The organism is Pseudomonas sp. 32_A, from assembly GCF_017490905.1.
In the GTDB taxonomy this organism is placed as follows: Bacteria; Pseudomonadota; Gammaproteobacteria; order Pseudomonadales; family Pseudomonadaceae; genus Aquipseudomonas; species Aquipseudomonas inefficax.
The window spans coordinates 1-21,187 of record NZ_JAFGYI010000063.1 but is presented as its reverse complement, the minus strand read 5'-3'; the positions used below and the strand labels follow the sequence as shown (position 1 = coordinate 21,187).

Here is a 21,187-nt window from a genome sequence, read left to right as displayed (position 1 = left end):
CCGTTGGCCAGTTGCTGGCCGCGACCAACAGCGCAGGGAATGCGCTCAGCCAGCACCTGAGTGAACGGACCAAGACCCTGATCGGCCATGTGCATCGCTCGGCGTTTGCCCTGTTCGCCGGGCAGCAGGTAACGCCGTTGCGCGTGTCGCTGACAGTGGGCGAGTACATGAGCCTGCTCAATGAAGCCCTGGAGGCGCGGACCGACGCGTTTCTGCAGCAGGTAGACAAACAGTTCCGTGATCCCCTGGGCCGCAAGGTGCGGGCCATGGTGCTGAGTGGGGCGATCAATATTGCGGCAGCGGGTAACCGTAGCCAGATGATCGAGGTGATGCTCTGGACGCTGGAAAGCGCCGAGAGTTTGCAGGCGCGGCTAGTTCAATTGCGGGCAAGTGCCGTATCGAGAGCCACTATGCTGGCGCGTACAATTACTGTCGGTACAAACACTTTTCGGCTAAGTGCAGAGGCGGCTCGTAGTTTGGCAAGCGATACGACTAATAGTTTGCGGAGTGCTGTAACAAACACGACAAGCGCCAGCCTGATGCTTGGGCTAGGCGGAATATGGTTCCATCAAGATAGCCTGCGCAAAAATTATCAGGCGCTACTTAAAACTTCCAACGTAGACTCGGAAGCGATCGCCGCAATATGGTCTTCTTCCCTTGGTGTGCTGGGAACAAGCGTAGAGAGTGTGGGACTTACCGCACAGTTACTTCGCCCGGAAAAGCTATGGCCAAGCGCTATTAGCACTGTGAATTTAGGTGAGCGCATCGCTAAGTTCGGTGGCGTCATAGCAGCACTCGCGGGGGTATCTGACGCAGCACAATATGCCTTCGCTGCGCGAAGATCAGCTGACCAGGGGGACGTTGCGTCCGCCCAAACCTATGGTTATGCAAGCGCCATTGCCTTTGCCACGATCTTCCCGGCGGGCTATGCCGCCCTTGTCCCAGGCACATTGCTAGGGCCGCTGGGGATCGCGATAATCTTGGGCTTGACAGCATACGCATTGGCGACCAGGGCGAAGCAAAAAGAATCCTCCGCGACAGAACTATGGGCTCGACGTAGCAGATGGGGGTTACCACCCGAACATCGGTATTGGTGTGAGGCAAAAAGTATTGATTTGGCTATTGGCGCTTTGAATGCCGCAGCTCTTGGCATGAGAGCAGAGGCCTCGATAAAAATTGGCTTCAAACAGGGGGGAAGTGAATCAGTAACCAGTGATAGCAGTACGGTGGCAGCAGGCTTTGTACTGAACGCGTATTTGAGCATGCCAAATTTCACGGTGGGTACTTCACGTTATCAATGGAAGCTGGACTTGCATCGAACCGGGGGAAGCAAAGGAACCATCACCCTATCAGGAGACAGCACTAGATTAGTATTGCCATCAAGCTCAGCACTGAGTGTTGCCGGTGTTTTTGCAGACGACATACTAAACAGCCTACACAAAAGCGTCGACACAGAAAGCAGGATCCTGAACATCCAAGGGGCATTCCCCTTGACAGATCACCACAACGTTACCTCTCTGGAGTTGAGCCTGATTTATTGGCCTGATCCTGATGACGAGTCGGCTCGTGCACAGATAACAATGACAGAGAACAGCATCAGATCTTTGGAGCACCTCAATTGGCCTCCCCATTACTAATCCCTCCTTGCGCGGGCTGGAAGGAGGATCTGCCTGGCCCAGCCACTCCTCCAGTCGTTGACAGGAATTTGGGCAGGCAGATACCAAACCATCAAGATACGATTTACCTTGAAGTGCCTCGCCACCCTATTTCACCTAGAGGTATCCTCTCGGCGCTCTCTCTACCTGCGGCCATATTTACGCTGCAGGTTCCTCATATGATCTTCAAAAGCTGGAGTATTGGCAGCATTGAGCTAGTCATTATTGGAGTTTTTGTGCTGCTCCTTGGCGTTTGGTGTACGTTTTTTGGATTCCAAGTTGATATATGTCCCCCTCGCGACCTACCCATCAGGTTCAACCGTGCGCGCCAGAAAATCTACGCCTACAACTTCAAACGCCAATGGTGGAACCCCCTCGACAAAGGCCAGGTCGTGCCGGTCAGTTACGACTGGTCCCAAGTCCGTGCCGAGCGCTGGTCACAAGCCGGCGCCCTGCCAAACGGCGGGATCATTTTCAAATGGGGTGTCATGCTGTCCATCGTTGCGCCAGGCACGAACAACGTCATCGACCGTTTTCACCTGAGCACCATGGGTGCCGACCAACATGCCTGGGCCTACATCTGCACCTACATGCAGGAAGGCCCCTCAGCCCTGCCACCACCCGGGGAACCCAAGGATCACAACGATGTGCTCTGGTGTGAGTTCGCGCTGCGCCTAGCACCCCGAGTAGTGTGGCCAGCGGAAATGGATCTGGAGTCGAGAACCGCCCCCTGAGCTTACTGTCTTGCGCTGCTCGCTCCGGCCCAAACCCAGGTAGGCCAGCTTCCACCGGTACTACGCGTGACTTGAAGACAATGCGGTCAATGTGGGAGCGGGCATGCCCGCGAACACCGGCGCAGCCGGTGCCATGCATCGCGCTGGATTCTTTGCGGGCACGCCCGCTCCCACAGGGGTTATATGGTCGGCGCCGTGGGGTCGTCCCCCAGCTACTGTCGCAGATGCCCGACCACGATCCGCAGGTAATGGGTGTCATCCGCGACGGGAGCTCCAGCATCCAAGGATCATTGCCACTGTCCGACCACCACACGATTCAGGCCACCGGATGCGCCCAATTTATTGCAAAAAGAAAACAATCTACGTACCAGCAGGAATGACAAACAATGAGCCGCCCAAGACTGCCCCCCCCCTGCACTGGCTGGCAAGAGGACTTGCCATCGCCCTTCGATGCACCGACTTTAGAACCTGGCTTGGCTCCCCATACGCCGAACTTTCAAGATGATATTTACCTCGACATTTGTCGCTCAGCAATGGCGTATCGTGGGATCGTTTCGATATTGGCACTTATCTTTCTGATTTCGATCCTGGTTGACCTTCCTTGGGTGATCAGGCATACAAACCCAACGGACATCGAGAGTGTTCTTCAGGAAATCATCATGCTCTCATTGTCAGCATGGTGCACTGTTGTCCTGTTCCGGGCAGATCTCTCAGCGCCCCGAGACCTGCCCATTCGATTCAACCGGGCCCGTAATAAAATCTACGCCTACAACTTCAAGCATCAGTGGTGGAACCCCTTCGACAAGGGCAAAGTCGTACCGGTCAGTTACGACTGGTTCCAAGTCCGCGCCGAGCGCTGGTCCCAGACCGGCGCACTGCCAAACGGTGGATTAATTTTCAAATGGGGTGTCACACTCTCCATCGTTGCCCCAGGCACAAACAATGTCATCGACCGTTTTCCTCTGGTCACGATGGGCGCCAATGAGCATGCCTGGGCCTACATCTGCACCTACATGCAGGAAGGCCCCTCAGCCCTGTCGCCACCAGGCGAACCCAAAGACCACAACGATGCGCTGTGGTGTGAGTTCGCCCTGCGTTTGGCACCGAAGGTAAACTGGCCGTCCGAGATGGATCTGGAATCGAGAACAGCCCCATGAAGCGTGGCGGGGTAATCCGAGCGGCTCAATCCCCCGTCGGCACGTCTACCACCTTCCAGCTGTCATCCGGATCGAAGCGTTTCATCTCTTTGGCCAGTTTGTCGCCGTGCGGCCCGAGATCTTTCTCGAATACCTCGCCGTCATGGCTGATCATGAAGCTCATCACCCCGGTATCGTCGTACTTGGCCGGCCAGGCAACCATGGCGAAGCCGCGGCTCATCTGGTTACCGATCAGGTAGCTATAGGCACCGCCTGGAGCGGATGGGCCTTGTGCGTCGAGGATGCGGAAGTGGTAGCCATACCAGGCGTCGCCGACCATGTCCTGGCCGAACAGCGGGCCCAGCGGGCTGACCTGGCCATCGCCGTCGTCGTCCCAGTACAGCCCGTCATGCTTGCCGGGCTCGCTGAATATCTTCTGCGCGTACTCCAGCGCACCGTTGCCGTTGTGGTCCTGGGTGGCGTAGTCCATCTGCGCATCGTGGTAGGCCAGCATCGATTGCATGGCACCCAGTTCATTACGGCCAATACGCCGGGCACGGATTTCGGCGCTGCCGGCCTTGAGGTCGAAACGCCAACCCTCGCCGCCTTTGGTCAAAGGTATGGGCAACGTCCAGTGATCACTGCCCACCGCGAGGATGGCCTTGTTTGCCCCCGACATGTCGATGCTGTGCTGCGCGCGATACTGCGCCAGGAAGGTGTCAACATCACTGCGTTGCACACCGCCGCGCGGTATGTAGGTACGCCAGTCATCGCCCAGCAATCGGGCCAGGCGGGCTTCATCAGGTTTCTCCTCGCCCAGCGCCGCAACAAAGGATTCCACGGCCTTTTCCGGTGTCGGGAAGGCCTCTTGCGCAGCCGTCTGGGTTGACCAGGCCAGGCCGGCTGCGATCACCAGCGCCGCTATCGATTGACGGTTCATCGGCGGCCCCCTCCCCCGCGGCGTGCGGGCGCACTGGGCCGGGAAATCTGGTGCCCGGCGGCACGCGATGCGCTCGGGCGCTGGGCGAACGACTGGCTGGTGCGACCACGATTGGCCTGCGCACTGGTGCGTGAGGGTGAACGCACGCCGTCAAAAGCATTGTTACGCGCCCGGCCGGCGGTATTGGAAGGCCGGTTTTGCGCAAGCTGCCGCCCCTGGCCTTCGCCCTGCCTGCGCTGGTTCACCTGGTTGCTCTGCTGCCGAGCCTGGGTGTTGCGGGTTTCCTGCCGGCGGTCGGTTGCCCTCGGGTTGTCGCTACGGGGCTGCATGCGGTTGCCGATAGAATTGCCCGCCTGCGCCTCGCGCATCTGCTGGCGTGCCTGGCGGTTGCTGGTGGCTGGCCGTTCGATGCCAGCCCGGTCCATCGACGCCCTGGCCTTGTCCCGCGCCTGGGCGCGCTGGGCGTCGTCACCGCGGAAGGCAGTACGCTGGGTAGCGCCGTCCAGTTGGCGACCGTACTGCTGGCGGCTGCGGGAGTCGCGGTACGGTACGCCGTCGCGGTTGGCGGCGTTGTGTTGCCATTTGTTCTGGTTGTTGGTGATGCGGTTGTTGGCGTTGATGTTGTTGTAGCGGTTGACGTCGATGTCGATATCGTTGTTGCCCCAGTCACAGTCACCCCACAGCGAGGCAACGATCGCCACGCCGGTACCGAAGGCCAGGCCTGCCACCAGCGCGGAACCGGGGTAGTACATGGGTGGTGGCGGGTAGTATGCCGGCGGCGAAGCCGGGTAGGCCCAGGTGCCGTAAGTGGTGGTCGGGTTATAGCTGGGCACATACACCACTTGGGGGTCGGCCGGCTCGATGATGATGGTGGTGGGCGGGCTGCTGGCTGTAACCACCTGGGCGCTGCTACCGCTGGAGGCCGGTGCCGGTGCCGGGGCGGCCTGCACGGTCACGTTCTGGTACTGGTTGCTTTGCAGGTTGCCGGCGGCCTGGGCCTGGTGACGCAGGCGCTGCACGCCGCCCATGACATCGTCAGGCTGCGCGAGGAAGGCGTCGCCCAGGCGCTGCACCCAGACCGGGTCCTGCCCCAGGGTTGCCAGCACCTGCGGGAAGGCCACCAGCGCTTGTACGCTTGGGTCCCATGGCTGGTTCGCCACCTTCTTGACGGCATCGTCGCCGGTGGCCTTGGGGTTGGCCTTGGACCAGGTCACCGCTTCGCTCACTTGCCCCGGATAAGTGGAGGCCATCAATACCTGTGCCAGCAGCGCATCGGGGTACAGCGCGATGGGCGCAAGCATCTGGTCCAGTTGCTCCTGGGTGAACACCGGGTCCTTGGCCGCGACCGTGTCGGCTTGTGGTGCCGGGTCCGGGGCGGGTACATCCTCTGCCTGCACCGGAGCAGGCGCGGCATTCAGATACAGGATTACCAACAGGACCGCTGTCAATGGGATGCGCATCGCTTCTCTCCATGAGATCAGACCGCGTGGGTTAAGGGTAGCAATGGCGCTGCTTTTGACCAGATGCGAGTGCGCGAAATTTTCGTGTTCCAAGGGTGGGAGTGGTTGCTGCCTTTGAATCCATGACAAGGCTGGGCTGAGATCTGTAATTGACTGTACCGGTCCTTTCGCGGGCACGCCCGCTCCCACAGGTACTCCACAATATTCAAACCCGTGTTGAACCCATCGATAGTCACTATCGAGAATGGCAATTTCTGCCGAACGACATGGCCGAATAACCTAGCTCCATCGACTCGCCGCCCACCACCCCGGCCCCTTGGAGCTACCTGATGAACACCTTGGCCCGCCTGCTGTCCGCCACCCTTGCCGTTATTGCCATCGCCATCATCAGCGGCTGTGCCAGCCACCCCGAACTGCGCCCCTACACCGCCGAAGAAACCCGTCAACTGCAACTGGAATCCTTGCAACGCCGTGGCCTGTCGCTTGACGACTACGAGCAGCAACGGCGGGTAATCCAGCGTGCCGGCAACCTGCCTGTGGTGACCGAAGCTGCCGACGCCGACCGTTCGACCAAAGGCTGAGTGGGCCAGCCAGCGGTTCCCTCCCGTTACCTGCACAGGTATGCTCTACCGCTCAATCGCAAGCCTTCCAGGACGGAGACCATGACCAGGCCCCTTCTGTTGCTGAGTGCTGCACTGCTGTTCAGCCCCGTGCTACTGGCCCAACAGATCAAACGCGAACTGGGCGGCTTCGACTTCACGCTCGGCACCACACCCTCACGCAGCATGGCCCAAGGGCTGATATCTCCCAGCGCCATCGGTGCGTTCCACGGCGGCCTCGACTTCAGCCACCCCAACGGTTGGTACCTCGGCCAGTACGCCCCGAGCATGGGCGTGACGCCCGACTCCACCTTGAGGCTGGACAGTTACCTGGGCTACAAGCACCAGTTCGACAGCAGCCTGGGCTACGAGGTGGGGTTGATCCACTATAGTCAGCCAAACATCGCTGGCCCCGACAGCTATGCCCTGTACGGTGGCGTTTCGGTGCTGGGCAGCCGTTTCGGTGGGGCGCTACGCGACAACCCCGATAACCGCACCGGCACGCTGTTCGCCGACTTCGGCCAACTGCCGCTGTTTGAGGTCGACCTGAGCGTCAAGCTAGCCCATCACCGCCTGGGTACGCCATTCACCATTGATGGTGGCAGCCCGGTGCATGCCTTTTCCGATTGGTCGCTGGAGCTCTCCCGACCCTGGCTCGGCATCGACCTGAACCTGATCTACAGCAACTCCAACCTCAGTGGTGGCGGGTGTGATGCGTATTCGGGCATCAACACCTATTGCGACAGCATGGTCACGCTCAAGGCGCAACGCAGTTTCTTTTAACGCCGCGATGCCAGCGCCAGGGCAATACCGCCCAACACCACCACGCACGCCACCAGCAAGCGCAACGACAATGGCTCGCCGATCAGGCCAACCCCGCCCAACGCTGCAATCACCGGGACGCCAAGCTGCATGGTCGCCGCCTGCTGCGCGCTGATTTGCCTGACCACGCTGTACCACACGGCATAGCCCGCACCCGAGGCCAGCATCCCGGAACCCAGCGCATACAGCAAGCCAAGCGGGCTCAGGTGCCAGCCGGCACCCATTAACAACATCGGCGACAGCAATACCAGGCACGGCAGGCTCCGGGCGAAATTGCCAGCGGTGTCGGCCAGCGGCCGGGGTGAGCCTTTGCCCAGCAGCGTGTACACGCCCCAGGCCACGCCGGACAGAGCCATCAACAAGGCGCTGGCGAAGGGGGGCGCCGCGGTACCGGGCAGCAGCAGCACCAGCAGGCCGGCAAAGGCGATCAGCATGCCCAGCAGCATCCGCGCGGTGACAGGTTCGCCTTTGTACCAGGCGAAGCCGAACATGGTGATCTGCACCGCGCCGAACAGCAGCAAGGCACCCGCGCCCGCGCCCAACTGCAGGTACGCCGCAGAAAACAGGAATGCATAGAGGAACAGCGCCAGGCCGCCACGCCAGCTGCCCCCCATGGCAAGCGCGGGTTTGCGGAGGCGGATCAACAGCAGCAGGAACAGTGCACCACTGGCCAGCCGCACCACGGTGAAGGACGCCGGGTCGATGGCCCCATCCTTCAGCGCGAGCCGGCAGAACACCGAGTTGGCAGCGAAGGCCGCCAGGCTGAAAAGTGCAGGCCAGACCCAGGCCCGGGCCTTGCGGCCGGTGAGCGTTGTGGTGCCGGTGCTCATGGTGTGGTCACCTCTGAGATCAATGGTTGCCATGCTGGTAGGGCGAGCACCGATATACAACATAGTGTTTATCTGACGCCAGCACCGAATCGCCCGGGCCTATATCGCTGCCAACGCCTCGATCTCCACCAGCATGCCGTCCAGCGCCAGCCGGGGTACCGGTATCAGCGTACAGGTCGGTTTCATGCCTGGGCCCCAGGCCTTGTCAGCTTCGGCTACCCACTCATGCAGGCGCGTTTCGGAATGCTCGACGATCAGCAGGGTCAGCTTGAACACCTGGGCCAGGCTGGCGCCTTTCGACGCCAGGGCAATCTCCAGGTTGGCCAGCGCCTGACGCGCCTGCTCGGCGAACAGCGGTGACAGCCGCCCGTTGCGATCCTCCCCGCCCTGGCCGGCGATGAACAGCAGGCGGCTGTCGGCACGAACCTCGGCGACATGGGAATAGGCATTGCCGCTGGGGTCGTACAGGCCCTCGGGATTGCTCAGCTGGAACGCGGTTGAATGGCTCACGATAAGCCCTCGATCAGTTGGAGGAGGGACGGAGTATCGAACCTTGAGTCAACTTGAGGTCAAGCGCGGTTTTCAGGAACAGGCTTGCCCGCGAAGCAGGCGCCAGGTGTAAGACGTTTCGCACAGCGCGCTGGCTTCCTTGAACCACGCGTCTGTATGCGCAGTGGCCGCCAGGCGCTAGATTGCAAGGCCCCGGCATGGAGGCCTGCATGCAACAAGGAAAACACCATGAGCAAACATCAATTTCTACTCGCCTACACCATCAAGCCACGCGATCCGGATGCGGATGAATATGATGCGGCACAGGCACGCCAGCATTTGCGCGAGAACATCGGGCTGGATACCGTCGAACACATCGAAACCACCCTTTTGGGGCAGGTTCAGCTAGACAGCGTCACACCTGTTGGCCGGGCCAACGAGGCCGAACGGTGGATCCGCGATCTAATCCACGCGGAGCTCAAGCGCCTGCGTGTGCTGACGAGTGTAAAATTCTATGGCTGCCTGATGGTCGACGGCCTGGGGTCGGCGATCCGTTTCAGCATCGTCTAGCGCAAGGGCCGGCATCAGGCGCCCCCGCGCCTGATGCCGCGCACGGTCATTTTTCCTCCAGCACCGCCCTGCCCTTCACCGCCCGGGGGCCACGCCAGGCCCAGAACAGCAAGCCTGGGAATGGCGCGTAGACCACGAAGACGATCCACAGCATCTTGCGCTCGGCGCGCCGGTCACTGCCGATGATGTGCCAGATGGCCCAGATTTCCAGCAGAATCACAAAGGCCGCGATGATGATCCAGATCGTTCCGATTTCCATGAGCGCTCTCCCATTTGGCATGTAATGGGTTGGGTTGCAGAGGCTGCCGAGGGTTCAGATTGATTTGCCTGGCGGCATGGCACCGCGGCCCTTTGTAGGAGCGGCCTTGTGTCGCGATGGGCTGCGCAGCAGCCCCAGGATTTTTGCTCTACAAAAGATCGCAGGGGGCTGCTGCGCAGCCCATCGCGACACAAGGCCGCTCCTACAGGGGGCGGTGACAGCTCTCAATGCCGAGGTGCAGTCTCCAGCGCCGCCTTCAACGCCGGCGCGTCGGCAAATGCCCGCTGGCTCACCAACTTGCCCTGCTTCAGTTGCAACCACTGCACCTGGCCATCCTGCCCGGGATAACGGCTGGCTACCCGCCCGTCGCGGTCGAGCAGCACCCGGTAGTTGTAATCGCGCATGGCGGGGATGGCGAACAGCTTGCTGATCAGCGCCGGCATGCGCTGGATGTCGGCAACAAACACCGCATTGCGCGCTTCCAGATAACCCTCGGGCTGGTCGGCCAGCGCCGCCTTCACCAGCTTGGCACCATCCATGTCGCGCGCCACCAGCAGGATTTGCGTACCGGCGTCGAGGCTGCAGGCCTGGTCGTGCTGGTCGAGCAGCGTCCACGGCGCGAGCCTGTCGCCCGGTTCCAGGGCATTGGCCAGCAATGGCATCAGGCAAAGCAACAGGGCAGTGGCGTACTTCATCAAGGGCATCCTCAGTGACGGGAGCATCAGCATAGCGGCAACGGGCCAGGCCAGACAGGTTGTCTGAACACGACCTGGAACACGACACGGCCACCCGGGAGATTGTCTTTCCCCCGGCCACCCGCCACACTCTCGAGGCCAGCCAGCAAGCGGAGTCCAGAGTGCCCACGCCACGCCAGTTCAGCAAGAAGACCAGTACCAGCAACATGCTGCGGCTGAAGTCCACCAGCGCCAATGCCCAAGCCCCCTATCGGGTCGATTTCGTATTGCTCGAACACTTTTCGATGGCCAGCTTCACGGTGGCCATGGACGTGCTGGTCACAGCCAACCTGCTGCGCGCCGACAGCTTCCGGTTCACCCCGCTGTCGCTGGATGGCGACCGCGTGCTCAGCGACCTGGGGCTGGAGCTGGTGGCCACCGAGTTGTCTGCCGAGGCGCTGAAGGAGCTGGACCTGCTGGTGATCTGCGGCGGCCTGCGCACGCCATTGAAGTACCCCGAGCTTGACCGCCTGCTGGGCGATTGCGCGGCCCACGGCATGGCCCTGGGCGGGTTGTGGAACGGCGCGTGGTTCCTCGGCCGCGCCGGGGTGCTGGACGACTATGGCTGCAGTATCCACCCCGAACAGCGTGCCAGCCTGTCCGAGCGCAGCCCGCAGACGCGGATTACCCCGGCCAGCTTCACCCTCGACCGCGACCGCCTCAGCGCTGCCAGCCCCAATGGTGCCATGGAGCTGATGCTTGGCCTTGTGCGCCGGTTGTATGGCGACGGCCTGGCCGAAGGCGTCGAGGAAATCCTGTCGTTCTCTGGTGCCCGCTACCGCCAGGTCGGCCCGGGCGCGAAGAAGTCCATGAGCCTGCACTTGCGCACCATCGTCGAACTGATGGAGAACAACCTCGAGGAAACCCTCAGCCTCGACCAGCTGGCCGCCTACAGCGGGCGCTCGCGCCGGCAGATCGACCGCCTGTTCCAGGCCCAGCTGGGCACCTCGCCACGGCGTTACTACATGGAGCTGCGCATCACCAAGAGCCGCCGGCTGTTGCAGTATTCCGACCTGTCGGTGATGGAGGTGGCAGTGGCCTGCGGGTTTGTTTCGGTGTCGCACTTCAGCAAGTGCTATGCGGCCTACTTTGGCTACCCGCCGTCGCGTGAGCAGCGGTTGGGCGAGTGAGCATCAAGGCTTCATTCATGTGTCGCCTGGGCCGGCCCTTTCGCGGGTAAACCCGCTCCCACAGGTACTGTGCAAATCTTTGGGACAGCGGTGATCCTGTGGGAGCGGGTTTACCCGCGAAGAGGCCGGCCCAGGCACTGGAAAACCTTCAGGGGCGGCGCTCGATCTGGATATACCGCAACACCGCATCACAAATCATCGCTTTGTGACGCGCCTTGACCTGCTCATCGGACAGGTCGATCTGGAAGATCTCGCCAAAGGTGTGGCGGTTCGAAACCCGATAGAAACAGAACGAGCTCATCAGCATGTGCAGGTCGATGACCTCGATGCCGGCGCGGAACACACCTTCCTGCACCCCACGGCGCAAGGTATTGCCCAAGGCCTCGAGCACCAGGCTGCTCATTTCGCGAATCGCCGGCGACTGCTTGACGTACTCGCCGTAGTGGATGTTTTCGGTGCAGATGATCCGCACGAAATCGACGTTGCGGTCGTGGTGATCGAAGGTGAACTCCACCAGCCGGCGGATCGCCTGCTCGGCCGGCAGCGACTCCAGGTCCAGGCTTTGCTCGGTCTTGCGGATATCGCCGTACAGCTTGATCAGGCACTCGCAGTACAGCTGCTCCTTGCTGCCGAAGTAGTAGTAGATCATGCGCTTGGAAGTGGCGGTGCGCTCGGCAATGGCGTCGACGCGGGCACCGGCCAGCCCTTGCTGGACGAACTCGTTGATGGCGGCCTGGAGGATGTCCTCGCGCGTTTTCTCGGGGTTGTTCTTGCGCGTCTTGCGCCCCCCTTCGGTTTCAGGCTGGCCGAGGCTGACTACGGAATCACTCATACCCACTCACAGGCTGTTTATTGGAATGGGGGGATTATCCGTGAGCGCAGCCATGCAGGGAAGCGCGCTGTTGGTCGGGTGGCCACCAGCCACGGCTACTGGCCATCTGCAAACGGCGCCTGCCCAGCCAGGCGCCGGGTCAGTCGCGCTGGGCGGTATTGCGCTCCAGCGGCGGCGTCAGGTGCAGCACGCGGTTGCGCCCGCCTTCGGCCAGCAGGTAGCCCCCCTTGCCATCGGCGACGATCGACTGGGGCGCCTTGAGGAACGACAGCACGGCCTGTCTCGAGCCGTCGGCATCGATGCGCAGCAGCCGGGCTCGGTGGGTGTTGTCTTCGCTGATCCACAGGCCGCGCTGGTCGCAGAACAGGAACGTCGGGTTGCGCAGGCCATCGACCACCACCGGGTCCCGGCCATCGTCGGACAGCGCGCGGACCTTGCCGTAGGCCTTTTCGGTATACAGCAAACGCCCGTCGCTGCAGCGGGTCAGGCCTTCGGTTTCGGTCAGGCCGGAGCGCAGCACATCGAGCTGGCCGCTGCGCCAGTCATAACGCATCAAACGGCCATTGCCCTTGCGGTCCTCGATGGCGTACAGGTGCTCACCGTCGTTCCACAGGCCCTGCACGCTCTCGCCGTCGAACAGCCGCGTGACCTGGCCATCGCGGGCCAGGCTGACCGGGGCAAGCCCGCCTTCCTGGCTGAACACCCAGCCACCCTGCGCTGCCACCATGCCGTCTGGCTTGGACAAGTTGTCGATGACTACCACCCGGTCGCCTTCAGCGGTAATCCTGAGGATGCTGCCACGGCCATCATCCAGTTCACGGCTGACCAGCAGGCTGCCATCGGCTTGCGGCAGCAGCGACGCGGCCTTGGTCACATCGCGGTGCAGCACCTCGACGTCCCAGCCGGAGGCAGCCTGGACCGGGTAGAAACTCTGCCAGGCAAAGAAGCCCAGGGTGGCGGTGAGCAGGCCGGCGGTTGCGGCCAAGGCAATAGGAGTGCTGCGCTTGCGCAGGATGTGCAACATGTAGGGCTCCTCGGGAATGCCGGGGAGCCTAGCAAGCGAATGTGAAAAAAATGTCGAAACGGACCAATCGTTACAAAACAAAAGGATATAAAAATAACAAAACAATCTAACCAACAGGAATATAAAAATTGAAAGCCAAACGCCACCTCCTTAGTCTGGGCACATCGTTTCCCTTCCAGCTCAAGGAGCAATGCCCATGCCCGCCCGTGCCTTCTCCCCCCTGCGCCGCCTGTTGATCGGCGGCTTGCTGGCCAGTGTCGCCAGTACCCTGTTGCCCTGGTCCCAAGCCCTGGCTGACGAAACCAGCACTCTGCGCATCGGTTACCAGAAGTTCAACAGCATCAACATCCTCAAGGGCAGCGGCGCCCTGGAGAAGGCCCTGGCGCCACAAGGCGTGAAAGTCAGCTGGCACGAGTTCGCCGCCGGCCCGCAGTTGCTCGAAGCCTTGAGCACTGGCGCCATCGACCTCGGCCATGCCGCCGACGCACCCTCGGTGTTCGCCCAGGCCGCAGGCAAGCCAGTGGTGTACCTGGCCGCCGAGCAACCCTACCCACGCGGCATCGGCCTGGTGGTACGCGAGCAGGACCACCTGGCCAGCGTGCAAGACCTCAAGGGCAAGCGCGTGGCCACTGGCCGCGGCTGGAACGCCCAGTACCTGCTGGCCGTTGCCCTGCAACAGGCCGGCCTCAGCTATCAGGACATCACCCCGGCCTATGTCAACAACGCCGCCGATGCCGTGGCCGCCCTGCAATCGGGCAGCGTCCAGGCCGTGACCCTGTGGGACCCGTTCCTTGCCGCGGCAGAAAGCCAACCGGGCCTGAAGAACCTGCGCGATGGCAGCGGTCTGTCCAACAACCGCACCTTCTACCTGTCCACCGCCGGCTTCGCCGACCAGCATCGCGCCTTGCTGAAGACCTTCTTCGCCGAGCTGGGAAAGGTCAGCCAGTGGGCCAATGCCAAGCCTGCCGAAGTCGCCGCGCTGCTGGCTCCGCAACTGGGGATCAACGCCAGCGTGCTGCAAGTGGCCAGCGAGCGGCGCAACTACAACGCCGTGGCCATTACCCCGCAGATCGTTGCCGAGCAACAGAAGCTGGCCGATACCTTCCAGGGCCTGGGCCTGATTCCACGCAAGCTGCAGGTAGCCGACGCGGTCTACCCGGCTTCCGTGTTGCCTTGAGCGGAGCACGCCCACCATGCCCCGCCCGATCCGCTTCAACGCCTTCAGCATGAATGCCGCCAGCCACCAGTCCCCCGGCCTGTGGCGCCACCCACGTAACACCAGCGTGGCCTTCAACCGCCTGGACTACTGGACCGACCTGGCCCGCCTGCTTGAACGCGGCCTGTTCGACGCCCTGTTCATCGCCGATGTGCTGGGCATCTACGACGTCTACCAGGGCGGCCCCGAAGCCGCCCTGCGCGGTGGCGTGCAGGTGCCGGTCAACGACCCGCTGCTGCTGGTGCCGGCCATGGCCGGGGTTACCGAGCACCTGGGCTTCGGCGTCACCTTCTCGCTCACCTACGAACACCCCTACCCCTTCGCCCGGCGCATGTCCACGCTCGACCACCTGAGCAATGGCCGGGTCGGCTGGAACATCGTCACCGGCTACCTCGACAGCGCCGCGCGCAACCTGGGCCTGGCGCGCCAGCTGGGCCACGACCAGCGCTATGACCTTGCCGAGGAATACCTGCAGGTGCTGTACAAACTATGGGAAAAAAGCTGGGAGGAAGACGCGGTGCTGCTGGAGCGTGACAGCGGACGCTATATCGAACCTGCCCGAGTGCACCCCATCAACCATGTGGGTGAACACTTCCAGGTGCCAGGCATGCACCTGTGCCAACCTTCGCCGCAACGCACGCCAGTACTGTTCCAGGCCGGTGCTTCGGCACGCGGCCAGCAGTTCGCGGCGCGGCACGCCGAGTGCGTGTTCATCAGCGGGCCGACGCCCACGGTACTGCGCCGCTACGCCGACGGTATCCGCCAGGCCAGCGAGGTGGCCGGGCGTGGCCGGGACGAGGTGCTGATCTACGCCCAGGCGCTGTTGATCGTTGCCCCCACCCGTGAGGAGGCCGAGGCGCGCTTCGCCGAGTACCGCAGCCATGTAGACCTGGATGCTGCCCTGGCGCTGCTGTCGGGCTGGACCGGCATCGACTTTGCCGGCCTCGACCCCGATGCGCCGATCGAATACGTCGAGAACGATGCCGGCCGCGCAGCCCTGGCCGCCTTCACCGCCGCCGACCCGAACCGCCGCTGGACCGTGCGCGAGGCTGCCGAATTCATTGGCCTGGGTGGCCGTGGGCCGGTGCTGGTGGGTGCTGCCAGCGAGGTGGCCGACCAGCTGGAAAGCTGGCTGGACCAGACCGGCATCGATGGCTTCAACCTGACCTACGCAGTGCAACCGGACGACCTGGCCCATGTGGTCGAGTTGCTGGTGCCCGAGCTGCAACGCCGTGGCCGCTACCCGCTGAGCTATGCCGAAGGCACCTTGCGCCACAAGCTTTTCGGCCAAGGCGACCGCTTGCCGGAAGAGCACGCAGGCCGACAAGTACGCATTCAACCGGCAAATACCGGGTATTCCAACATTTAATTTGTGGATGGCACACACTCGACCCTATTCTGTCGCCACATCCCCTGCGCCGCACCGGCCGGTGCGGTTCACGGCATGGGGAGAGAACAACAAGTCGAGATCGTCCATGTCGAACCATTCCTACTTCGCCCCCCACGGTGGGCACCCGGCTCAGACCGAGCTGCTGACTGACCGTGCCATGTTCACCGAAGCCTATGCCGTCATCCCCAAGGGCGTGATGCGTGACATCGTCACCAGCCACCTGCCGTTCTGGGACAAGATGCGTATGTGGGTCATCGCTCGCCCGCTGACCGGTTTTGCCGAAACCTTCTCCCAGTACATCGTCGAAGTGGCCCCGGAAGGCGGTAGCGAACGCCCTGAGCTGGACCCGAACGCCGAAGCCGTGGTGTTCATCGTCGAAGGCGAACTGGACATCACCGTCGAAGGCAAGCACCACACCCTGGTACCGGGCGGCTACGCCTTCCTGGCCCCAGGCGCCGAGTGGAGCCTGCGCAACAACAGCAAGTCCAACGTCACCTTCCACTGGCTGCGCAAGCACTACCAGAAGGTCGAAGGCCTGGACGTTCCCGAGTCGTTCGTTACCCACCGTGACAACGCCACCGTCATCGAAATGCCGGGCACCGAAGGCCGCTGGGTCACCACCCGCTTCGTCGACATGGCCGACATGCGCCACGACATGCACGTGAACATCGTCACCTTCCAGCCGGGCGGCGTGATTCCGTTCGCCGAGACCCACGTGATGGAACACGGCCTGTACGTGCTGGAAGGCAAGGCGGTGTACCGCCTGAACCAGGACTGGGTCGAAGTGGAAGCCGGCGACTTCATGTGGCTGCGCGCCTTCTGCCCGCAAGCCTGCTACGCCGGCGGCCCAGGCAAGTTCAGCTACCTGCTGTACAAGGACGTGAACCGTCATGTGCACCTGACGCTGAACCCTAAGCGTTAAGCCCAGGCTGATGCCCGAAAGCCCGCCAACCTGGCGGGCTTTCTGTTTGCCGCGCATACTGAAACACCCATCCCCGCGCGGTACCAGCCATGAACCGCTGCCTGCTGCTCGCCGCCCTGCTGCTGTGCACGCCCGCCCCGGCCGCCGATGACTGGAACCTGGCCTACGACCGCGAAGGCATCCGCGTGTATCTGAGCGCCGCCCCCGACTCGCCCTACCAGCAATTCCGTGGCATCAGCACCATGAATGCCAGCGTTCGTACACTCACCGACCTGCAGGAGAACCTGCGGGTGGCCTGCAAGTGGCTGTACGCCTGCGCCGAGATGCGCTTGCTGGATGTACAGGGCGAAAACACCTGGATATACCTGACCACCAACCTGCCGTGGCCGACGATGCCGCGCGACATCGTACTGAAGGTGACCACCGAGCGGCTTGACGACGGTACCTTGGTGCGGCACCTCAGCGCCGATCCGGGCCGTTTGCCCGAAGAGCCCGGGCTGATCCGCGTGCAGCACTTGTCGGGCGAATGGATCATGAAGCCGCTGGGCAAGCGCAAGACCGAGGTGATCTACCAGTTGCAAGCCGACCCGGCAGGGGATGTGCCGGGTTGGCTGGCCAATCGGTTCGTGGTGGATGCGCCGGTGGTAACCCTCAGAACCCTGAGGGCCGTAGCCGAGCGTCAGCCATGAGGCCCACTTCGCGGTAGTCAAGCGCCCCGGCAAATGCTTGCCGGAGAGCCGCCCGCCAGAATGCCCGGGCTTCAGTCAAACTCGAAGGACGGGTTGCAATGACCGACTTCAGTCGGGTAGGTGCCGTCGGGGCAGGGTGTGCTTGGCACGCCAATGCTGCGGATGGTCCGGCGCCGGGCTTCAGGCTGCTCGGTAGACGCTGCAGTCGTTTCGCTGACAGCAGTATCCGCATCTTCAGGCTCGTTGCCATGGGCTACCTGAACCAGGCCCGCGGCGGCCAGCAAGGTTATGAATGCAATCTTTTTCATAGGGTCTCCGGAATGAGATCAAAGGGGGGGGGAGCAGATCCTATGCTCGGCCCAGTCTGGATGGCTTTAGCCAGAGTCCCCGCAAATCAATCAGAAACCCGCCCCTGCCTTGTGGGAACGATCGAGGCAACAGTCATAGTCCCAAGGCAATCGACGCGTCACCGAACCCCGCTACCGCATTTGCAGCGCTCAGATGCCGCCACCCGCCAACAATTGCGTCATCACTTCGGCCAACGCCTTGACCATCACATCCGCCGTCGGCCGGTGGACGATGACAATTTCATAGCTGTCGACCTCCGGCAGCCCTTGCCCTGCCCCCAGCACCCGGTGCTCGCCAGTCGCCGCCCGTGGCGGCAGCAGGCTGATGCCCATGCCATCGGCGACCGCGGCCTGGATGCCGCTGAGGCTGGAGCTGGTGAAGCTGATGCGCCATCGCCGGCCCATGCCTTCGATGGCGGTGATCATGTCGTCGCGGTACAGGCCGCGGGGCGGGAAAGTCACCAGCGGGATCGGGTCCAGTTCGAAGGCCGGTGTGCGCGCGCTGTCGATCCACTGCAGGCGCTCGGGCCAGCAGGCCACGCCTTCGCGGCTGTTACGCCGCTGCTTGAGCAACACCAGGTCGAGCTCGCCGTTGTCATAGGCCTGGCTGAGGTCGCGGCACAGGCCGCTGGTCACTTCCAGCTTCACCTGCGGGTGCAGCCGGCTGAAGGCCGACAGCGCATTGGTGGTACGCCCGCCCACGAAGTCCTCTGGCACGCCAAGGCGCACAGTCACGCCAACCATCGCCCCGGCCAGGGCTTCGAGCATCTGGTCGTTGAGCGCCAGCATGTGCCGGGCGTAGCCGAGCAGGGTCTGCCCGGCATCGGTCGGCAGCACATCGCGATTGCCGCGCACCAGCAGGCGGTGGCCAACCATATCCTCCAGGCGGCGCACCTTCTGGCTGATGGTCGATTGGGTGGAGTGCAGGCGGGCAGCAGCCGTGGTGAAGCTGCCGCAATCGGCCACCACGACAATGGCGCGCAGCAGGTCGAGGTCGAACAGGGCCCTATTCGATTTCAAGCTGATTGACATCTTGATATTCAACTTCTGAATGGCAAGACTGACTTCTATCACGCCACCTGCTGCACCGCAACGCGCACTGCTAGTCGCCGACCGCTACCCCTTCGCGCCGAGGGTCGGCACCGCCCAACCAGCCCTTGCCACTGCGCTGGATGATCTGCATACCGCTGGTCATGGTCATCGGCGTCACCTCATGCCCCCAGGCTGCCAACTGCCGGATCAGCGCCGGGCTGGCCAACCCCGCCTCCACTTCGGTGCCGGCATTGCGGCTGCCGAAGTTGGGCAGGCCGGCGGCCTGCTGCGGGTCGAGCTGCCAATCCAGCAGGCCGATCAGCGCCTTGTTCACGTAGCCGATGATCTGCGAGCCGCCAGGCGAGCCCAGGCTGGCCACCAGCTCGCCGGAGGCTTGCGAGAACACCAGGGTCGGCGCCATGGCCGACAGCGGTCGCTTGCCCGGTTGCACCCGGTTGGCCACGGGCTTGCCTTGTTCCCGGGGGATGAACGAGAAGTCGGTCAGGTGGTTGTTGAGCAAAAAACCCTTGACCATCAGGTGCGAGCCGAACGCCGCTTCCACCGAAGTGGTCATGGCCAGGGCCTGGCCGCTATCGTCCACCGCGCTGAGGTGGGAGGTGGAAATGCGCAGTGGCGAGCGGTCGGGCGCCAAGGCCAGGTCGGCGCCCTGCGGCTGGCCCGGGCGGGCGCGCTTCATGCAGTACTCGCCAACCAGCGCTGCGCGGCTGGCCAGATAAGCAGGGTCGGTCAAGGCCTTGAGCGGGACCGGCACGTAATCGCTATCAGCCAGGTATTGGGCGCGGTCGGCGTAGGCCAGGCGTTCGGCCTCGGCAACCAGGTGCACCGCCAACGGCGGCGCCTCCAGGCCAGCCGGGGACGAAGTCGCTACAGGCCGCAGCGCCGACAGATCGCGTTGTGGCGAGGCGCGCTGCACGGCTTCGAGAATTCCCAGAGTCTGTAGCACCGTCACCCCACCCGATGATGGTGGCGGCATGCCGCAGATGCGCCAGGCCTTGTAAGGCCCGCATACCGGCTCGCGTTCCTTGGCCTGGTATTGCTGCAGGTCCTGTAACGACAGATAACCGGCATTGGCGTGGCCACGGACCTTGGCCACCATGGCTTCGGCGATTTCACCGGTGTAGAACGCATCAGCGCCCTGCTCGGCAATCTGCTCGAAGGTTTGCGCAAGCTCGGGGTTGCGCAAGGTAGTCCCGACCGCCAGCGGCTTGCCCTGTTCATCCAGGAAGTAGCGGGCCATGGCCGGTGACCGGGCGATGAACGGGTCGCCCGCCACCAGGGCGTGAAGGCGTTCGGAAACCGCGAAACCGTTGCGTGCCAGGGCAATGGCCGGGGCGAACAGGTCGCGCCAGGGCAGCTTGCCGTGCTGCTCATGGGCCAGCTTCAGGGCACGCAGAATTCCCGGTACACCCACCGAACGCCCGCCGATCTGCGCAGCCCTGAATGGCATCGGTGAACCATCGGCTTGCAGGAACAGGTTTTCCGTCACCGCCGCCGGGGCTGCCTCGCGGCCATCGAAGGCCTGCACGCGCTGGCCATCCCAGTAAAGGATGAACGCTCCGCCGCCGATGCCGCTGGATTGCGGTTCGACGAGGGTCAGCACCATCTGCATGGCGATGGCCGCGTCGATGGCACTGCCACCGGCAAGCAGCATCGCCCGCCCCGCTTCGCTGGCCAGCGGGTTGGCAGCTGCGGCCATGTGCCGGCTGGCATGCACTGGTTGCAGGCCAGTGCGGTAGCCGGAGGCCAGTTCCGGTGGCGCCGGCAGCACCTGATCGGCGCAGGCCCAGCCACTGGCGGCTACCAAGCACAAGGCGCCCATCAGGGGGGTGGGGAATGTCATCGTTAAGCTTCCTGCCATTACCTATTCAGCAAGGCACTGTGGGTCATGCACAAACTTGACTTCAAGCCCTGGCGTGTTTTTTCTAGGATGCGGGCAGGACACCGAGGAGCTTGCTGGAGGCGGTGATCCTCGGCGACGGTGGGCCGCGGCATGTAGAGACCGTGCGCCGGCTGCTGGCGGCCGGGGCAGATCGGCAGATTGCCGACAAGGATGGAGTGACTGCGCTGGAGCATGCGCGGCAGCGGGGGTATCGGGAGATGGAGACGTTACTCGCCCGCTGATTTCAAGCCAGGCACTGCCCTTGTAGGAGCGGCCTTGTGTCGCGAAAGGGCCGCAAAGCGGCCCCGGCAATTTTGCAGGAATGCGAAGATCCCGGGGGCGCTTCGCCCCCCTTTCGCGACACAAGGCCGCTCCTTGTATCTCGACTTTCGCCTCACAAGAGGCGAAAGTTCTCGACTGATCATCGAGGGAGGGTCATGAAGCGGAGCCGCTCCAAGGGCATCGAGCCCGTATTGT

Annotated in this window: 21 protein-coding genes and 2 pseudogenes; 12 read left to right on the top strand and 11 right to left on the bottom strand. The window is 62.9% G+C overall.

Features of this window, described 5'->3' with window-relative positions; all coding sequences use genetic code 11:
• The 3 genes and pseudogenes from J5M58_RS24740 to J5M58_RS28085 form a co-directional block, all read left to right on the top strand.
• Nucleotides 1-1,637 (top strand): annotated as a pseudogene (locus J5M58_RS24740) (hypothetical protein); the annotation flags it as partial.
• A gap of 197 nt (nucleotides 1,638-1,834) precedes the next feature.
• Complete coding sequence (locus tag J5M58_RS24735; protein WP_243432512.1) at nucleotides 1,835-2,389, top strand: DUF6708 domain-containing protein; 555 nt, start codon at nucleotides 1,835-1,837, stop codon at nucleotides 2,387-2,389.
• A gap of 386 nt (nucleotides 2,390-2,775) precedes the next feature.
• Nucleotides 2,776-3,546 carry a DUF6708 domain-containing protein gene (locus J5M58_RS28085; protein WP_243432510.1) on the top strand — a complete coding sequence of 257 codons (771 nt, stop codon included), beginning with the start codon at nucleotides 2,776-2,778 and terminating at the stop codon, nucleotides 3,544-3,546.
• 25 nt (nucleotides 3,547-3,571) lie between these two features.
• On the opposite strand, the gene J5M58_RS24725 is transcribed toward J5M58_RS28085, so the two are convergent.
• Both J5M58_RS24725 and J5M58_RS24720 read right to left on the bottom strand, forming a co-directional pair.
• A complete protein-coding gene (locus J5M58_RS24725; RefSeq protein WP_112252954.1) occupies nucleotides 3,572-4,465 on the bottom strand; it encodes a DUF2950 domain-containing protein in 894 nt (297 codons plus the stop codon).
• On the bottom strand, nucleotides 4,462-5,925 hold the full coding sequence (locus J5M58_RS24720) for a DUF3300 domain-containing protein (protein ID WP_112252955.1): 1,464 nt from the start codon (nucleotides 5,923-5,925) through the stop codon (nucleotides 4,462-4,464). The genes J5M58_RS24725 and J5M58_RS24720 overlap by 4 nt, the downstream gene beginning before the upstream one ends.
• Nucleotides 5,926-6,254: 329 nt before the next feature.
• Here J5M58_RS24720 and J5M58_RS24715 point away from each other — a divergent pair, with 329 nt between their 5' ends.
• The gene (locus J5M58_RS24715; RefSeq protein WP_112252956.1) at nucleotides 6,255-6,506 is read left to right on the top strand and encodes a hypothetical protein; all 252 of its coding nucleotides are present in this window, start codon (nucleotides 6,255-6,257) and stop codon (nucleotides 6,504-6,506) included.
• An 81-nt stretch (nucleotides 6,507-6,587) separates the two neighbouring features.
• Nucleotides 6,588-7,307 (top strand): TorF family putative porin, encoded by a 720-nt coding sequence (locus J5M58_RS24710; RefSeq protein WP_207879937.1) that lies wholly within the window; start codon nucleotides 6,588-6,590, stop codon nucleotides 7,305-7,307.
• Here J5M58_RS24710 and J5M58_RS24705 read toward each other — a convergent pair.
• Both J5M58_RS24705 and J5M58_RS24700 read right to left on the bottom strand, forming a co-directional pair.
• The gene (locus J5M58_RS24705; RefSeq protein ID WP_112252958.1) at nucleotides 7,304-8,176 is read right to left on the bottom strand and encodes a DMT family transporter; all 873 of its coding nucleotides are present in this window, start codon (nucleotides 8,174-8,176) and stop codon (nucleotides 7,304-7,306) included. The genes J5M58_RS24710 and J5M58_RS24705 overlap by 4 nt on opposite strands.
• 99 nt (nucleotides 8,177-8,275) lie before the next feature.
• Nucleotides 8,276-8,686, bottom strand: coding sequence for a RidA family protein (locus tag J5M58_RS24700; RefSeq protein ID WP_207879935.1), 411 nt, complete (start codon nucleotides 8,684-8,686; stop codon nucleotides 8,276-8,278).
• Between the two features lie 228 nt (nucleotides 8,687-8,914).
• Here J5M58_RS24700 and J5M58_RS24695 point away from each other — a divergent pair, with 228 nt between their 5' ends.
• Nucleotides 8,915-9,235, top strand: coding sequence for a hypothetical protein (locus J5M58_RS24695; RefSeq protein ID WP_112252960.1), 321 nt, complete (start codon nucleotides 8,915-8,917; stop codon nucleotides 9,233-9,235).
• A gap of 46 nt (nucleotides 9,236-9,281) precedes the next feature.
• Here J5M58_RS24695 and J5M58_RS24690 read toward each other — a convergent pair whose 3' ends face one another.
• Entirely contained in the window at nucleotides 9,282-9,494 is a 213-nt protein-coding gene (locus tag J5M58_RS24690) for a PLDc N-terminal domain-containing protein (protein WP_112252961.1), read from the bottom strand.
• A 224-nt stretch (nucleotides 9,495-9,718) separates the two neighbouring features.
• Nucleotides 9,719-10,189 (bottom strand): FAD/FMN-containing dehydrogenase, encoded by a 471-nt coding sequence (locus J5M58_RS24685; RefSeq protein ID WP_112252523.1) that lies wholly within the window; start codon nucleotides 10,187-10,189, stop codon nucleotides 9,719-9,721.
• A gap of 161 nt (nucleotides 10,190-10,350) precedes the next feature.
• Between J5M58_RS24685 and J5M58_RS24680 the strand changes: the two genes are divergently transcribed.
• Nucleotides 10,351-11,358 carry a GlxA family transcriptional regulator gene (locus J5M58_RS24680; protein WP_112252524.1) on the top strand — a complete coding sequence of 336 codons (1,008 nt, stop codon included), beginning with the start codon at nucleotides 10,351-10,353 and terminating at the stop codon, nucleotides 11,356-11,358.
• A gap of 148 nt (nucleotides 11,359-11,506) precedes the next feature.
• On the opposite strand, the gene J5M58_RS24675 is transcribed toward J5M58_RS24680, so the two are convergent.
• Together J5M58_RS24675 and J5M58_RS24670 are read right to left on the bottom strand one after the other, a co-directional pair.
• Entirely contained in the window at nucleotides 11,507-12,190 is a 684-nt protein-coding gene (locus J5M58_RS24675; RefSeq protein ID WP_133972030.1) for a TetR/AcrR family transcriptional regulator, read from the bottom strand.
• Between the two features lie 139 nt (nucleotides 12,191-12,329).
• Nucleotides 12,330-13,214, bottom strand: coding sequence for a hypothetical protein (locus tag J5M58_RS24670; RefSeq protein ID WP_207879933.1), 885 nt, complete (start codon nucleotides 13,212-13,214; stop codon nucleotides 12,330-12,332).
• Nucleotides 13,215-13,410: 196 nt separating this feature from the next.
• On the opposite strand from J5M58_RS24670, the gene J5M58_RS24665 reads away from it, so the two are divergent.
• The 4 genes from J5M58_RS24665 to J5M58_RS24650 all read left to right on the top strand — a co-directional run bounded on the left by J5M58_RS24665 (nucleotide 13,411) and on the right by J5M58_RS24650 (nucleotide 17,431).
• Nucleotides 13,411-14,391, top strand: coding sequence for an aliphatic sulfonate ABC transporter substrate-binding protein (locus tag J5M58_RS24665; protein WP_207879931.1), 981 nt, complete (start codon nucleotides 13,411-13,413; stop codon nucleotides 14,389-14,391).
• A gap of 16 nt (nucleotides 14,392-14,407) precedes the next feature.
• A complete protein-coding gene (locus tag J5M58_RS24660; protein WP_112252528.1) occupies nucleotides 14,408-15,799 on the top strand; it encodes an LLM class flavin-dependent oxidoreductase in 1,392 nt (463 codons plus the stop codon).
• Between the two features lie 106 nt (nucleotides 15,800-15,905).
• Nucleotides 15,906-16,742, top strand: a complete 837-nt coding sequence (locus J5M58_RS24655) for a bifunctional allantoicase/(S)-ureidoglycine aminohydrolase (RefSeq protein ID WP_013972924.1) — start codon at nucleotides 15,906-15,908, stop codon at nucleotides 16,740-16,742.
• A gap of 89 nt (nucleotides 16,743-16,831) precedes the next feature.
• Nucleotides 16,832-17,431 (top strand): START domain-containing protein, encoded by a 600-nt coding sequence (locus J5M58_RS24650; protein ID WP_112252529.1) that lies wholly within the window; start codon nucleotides 16,832-16,834, stop codon nucleotides 17,429-17,431.
• A gap of 71 nt (nucleotides 17,432-17,502) precedes the next feature.
• Here J5M58_RS24650 and J5M58_RS24645 read toward each other — a convergent pair whose 3' ends face one another.
• From J5M58_RS24645 to ggt, 3 genes are all read right to left on the bottom strand, one after another.
• Nucleotides 17,503-17,739: a hypothetical protein gene (locus tag J5M58_RS24645; RefSeq protein ID WP_112252530.1), complete on the bottom strand. Its 237-nt coding sequence runs from the start codon at nucleotides 17,737-17,739 to the stop codon at nucleotides 17,503-17,505.
• A 189-nt stretch (nucleotides 17,740-17,928) separates the two neighbouring features.
• Complete coding sequence (locus J5M58_RS24640) at nucleotides 17,929-18,810, bottom strand: LysR substrate-binding domain-containing protein (RefSeq protein ID WP_112252531.1); 882 nt, start codon at nucleotides 18,808-18,810, stop codon at nucleotides 17,929-17,931.
• A gap of 70 nt (nucleotides 18,811-18,880) precedes the next feature.
• Nucleotides 18,881-20,671: a gamma-glutamyltransferase gene (gene ggt / locus J5M58_RS24635; protein WP_207879930.1), complete on the bottom strand. Its 1,791-nt coding sequence runs from the start codon at nucleotides 20,669-20,671 to the stop codon at nucleotides 18,881-18,883.
• A gap of 107 nt (nucleotides 20,672-20,778) precedes the next feature.
• Here ggt and J5M58_RS24630 point away from each other — a divergent pair.
• Nucleotides 20,779-20,952 (top strand): annotated as a pseudogene (locus J5M58_RS24630) (ankyrin repeat domain-containing protein); the annotation flags it as partial.
• Between the last annotated feature and the right edge of the window lie 235 nt (nucleotides 20,953-21,187).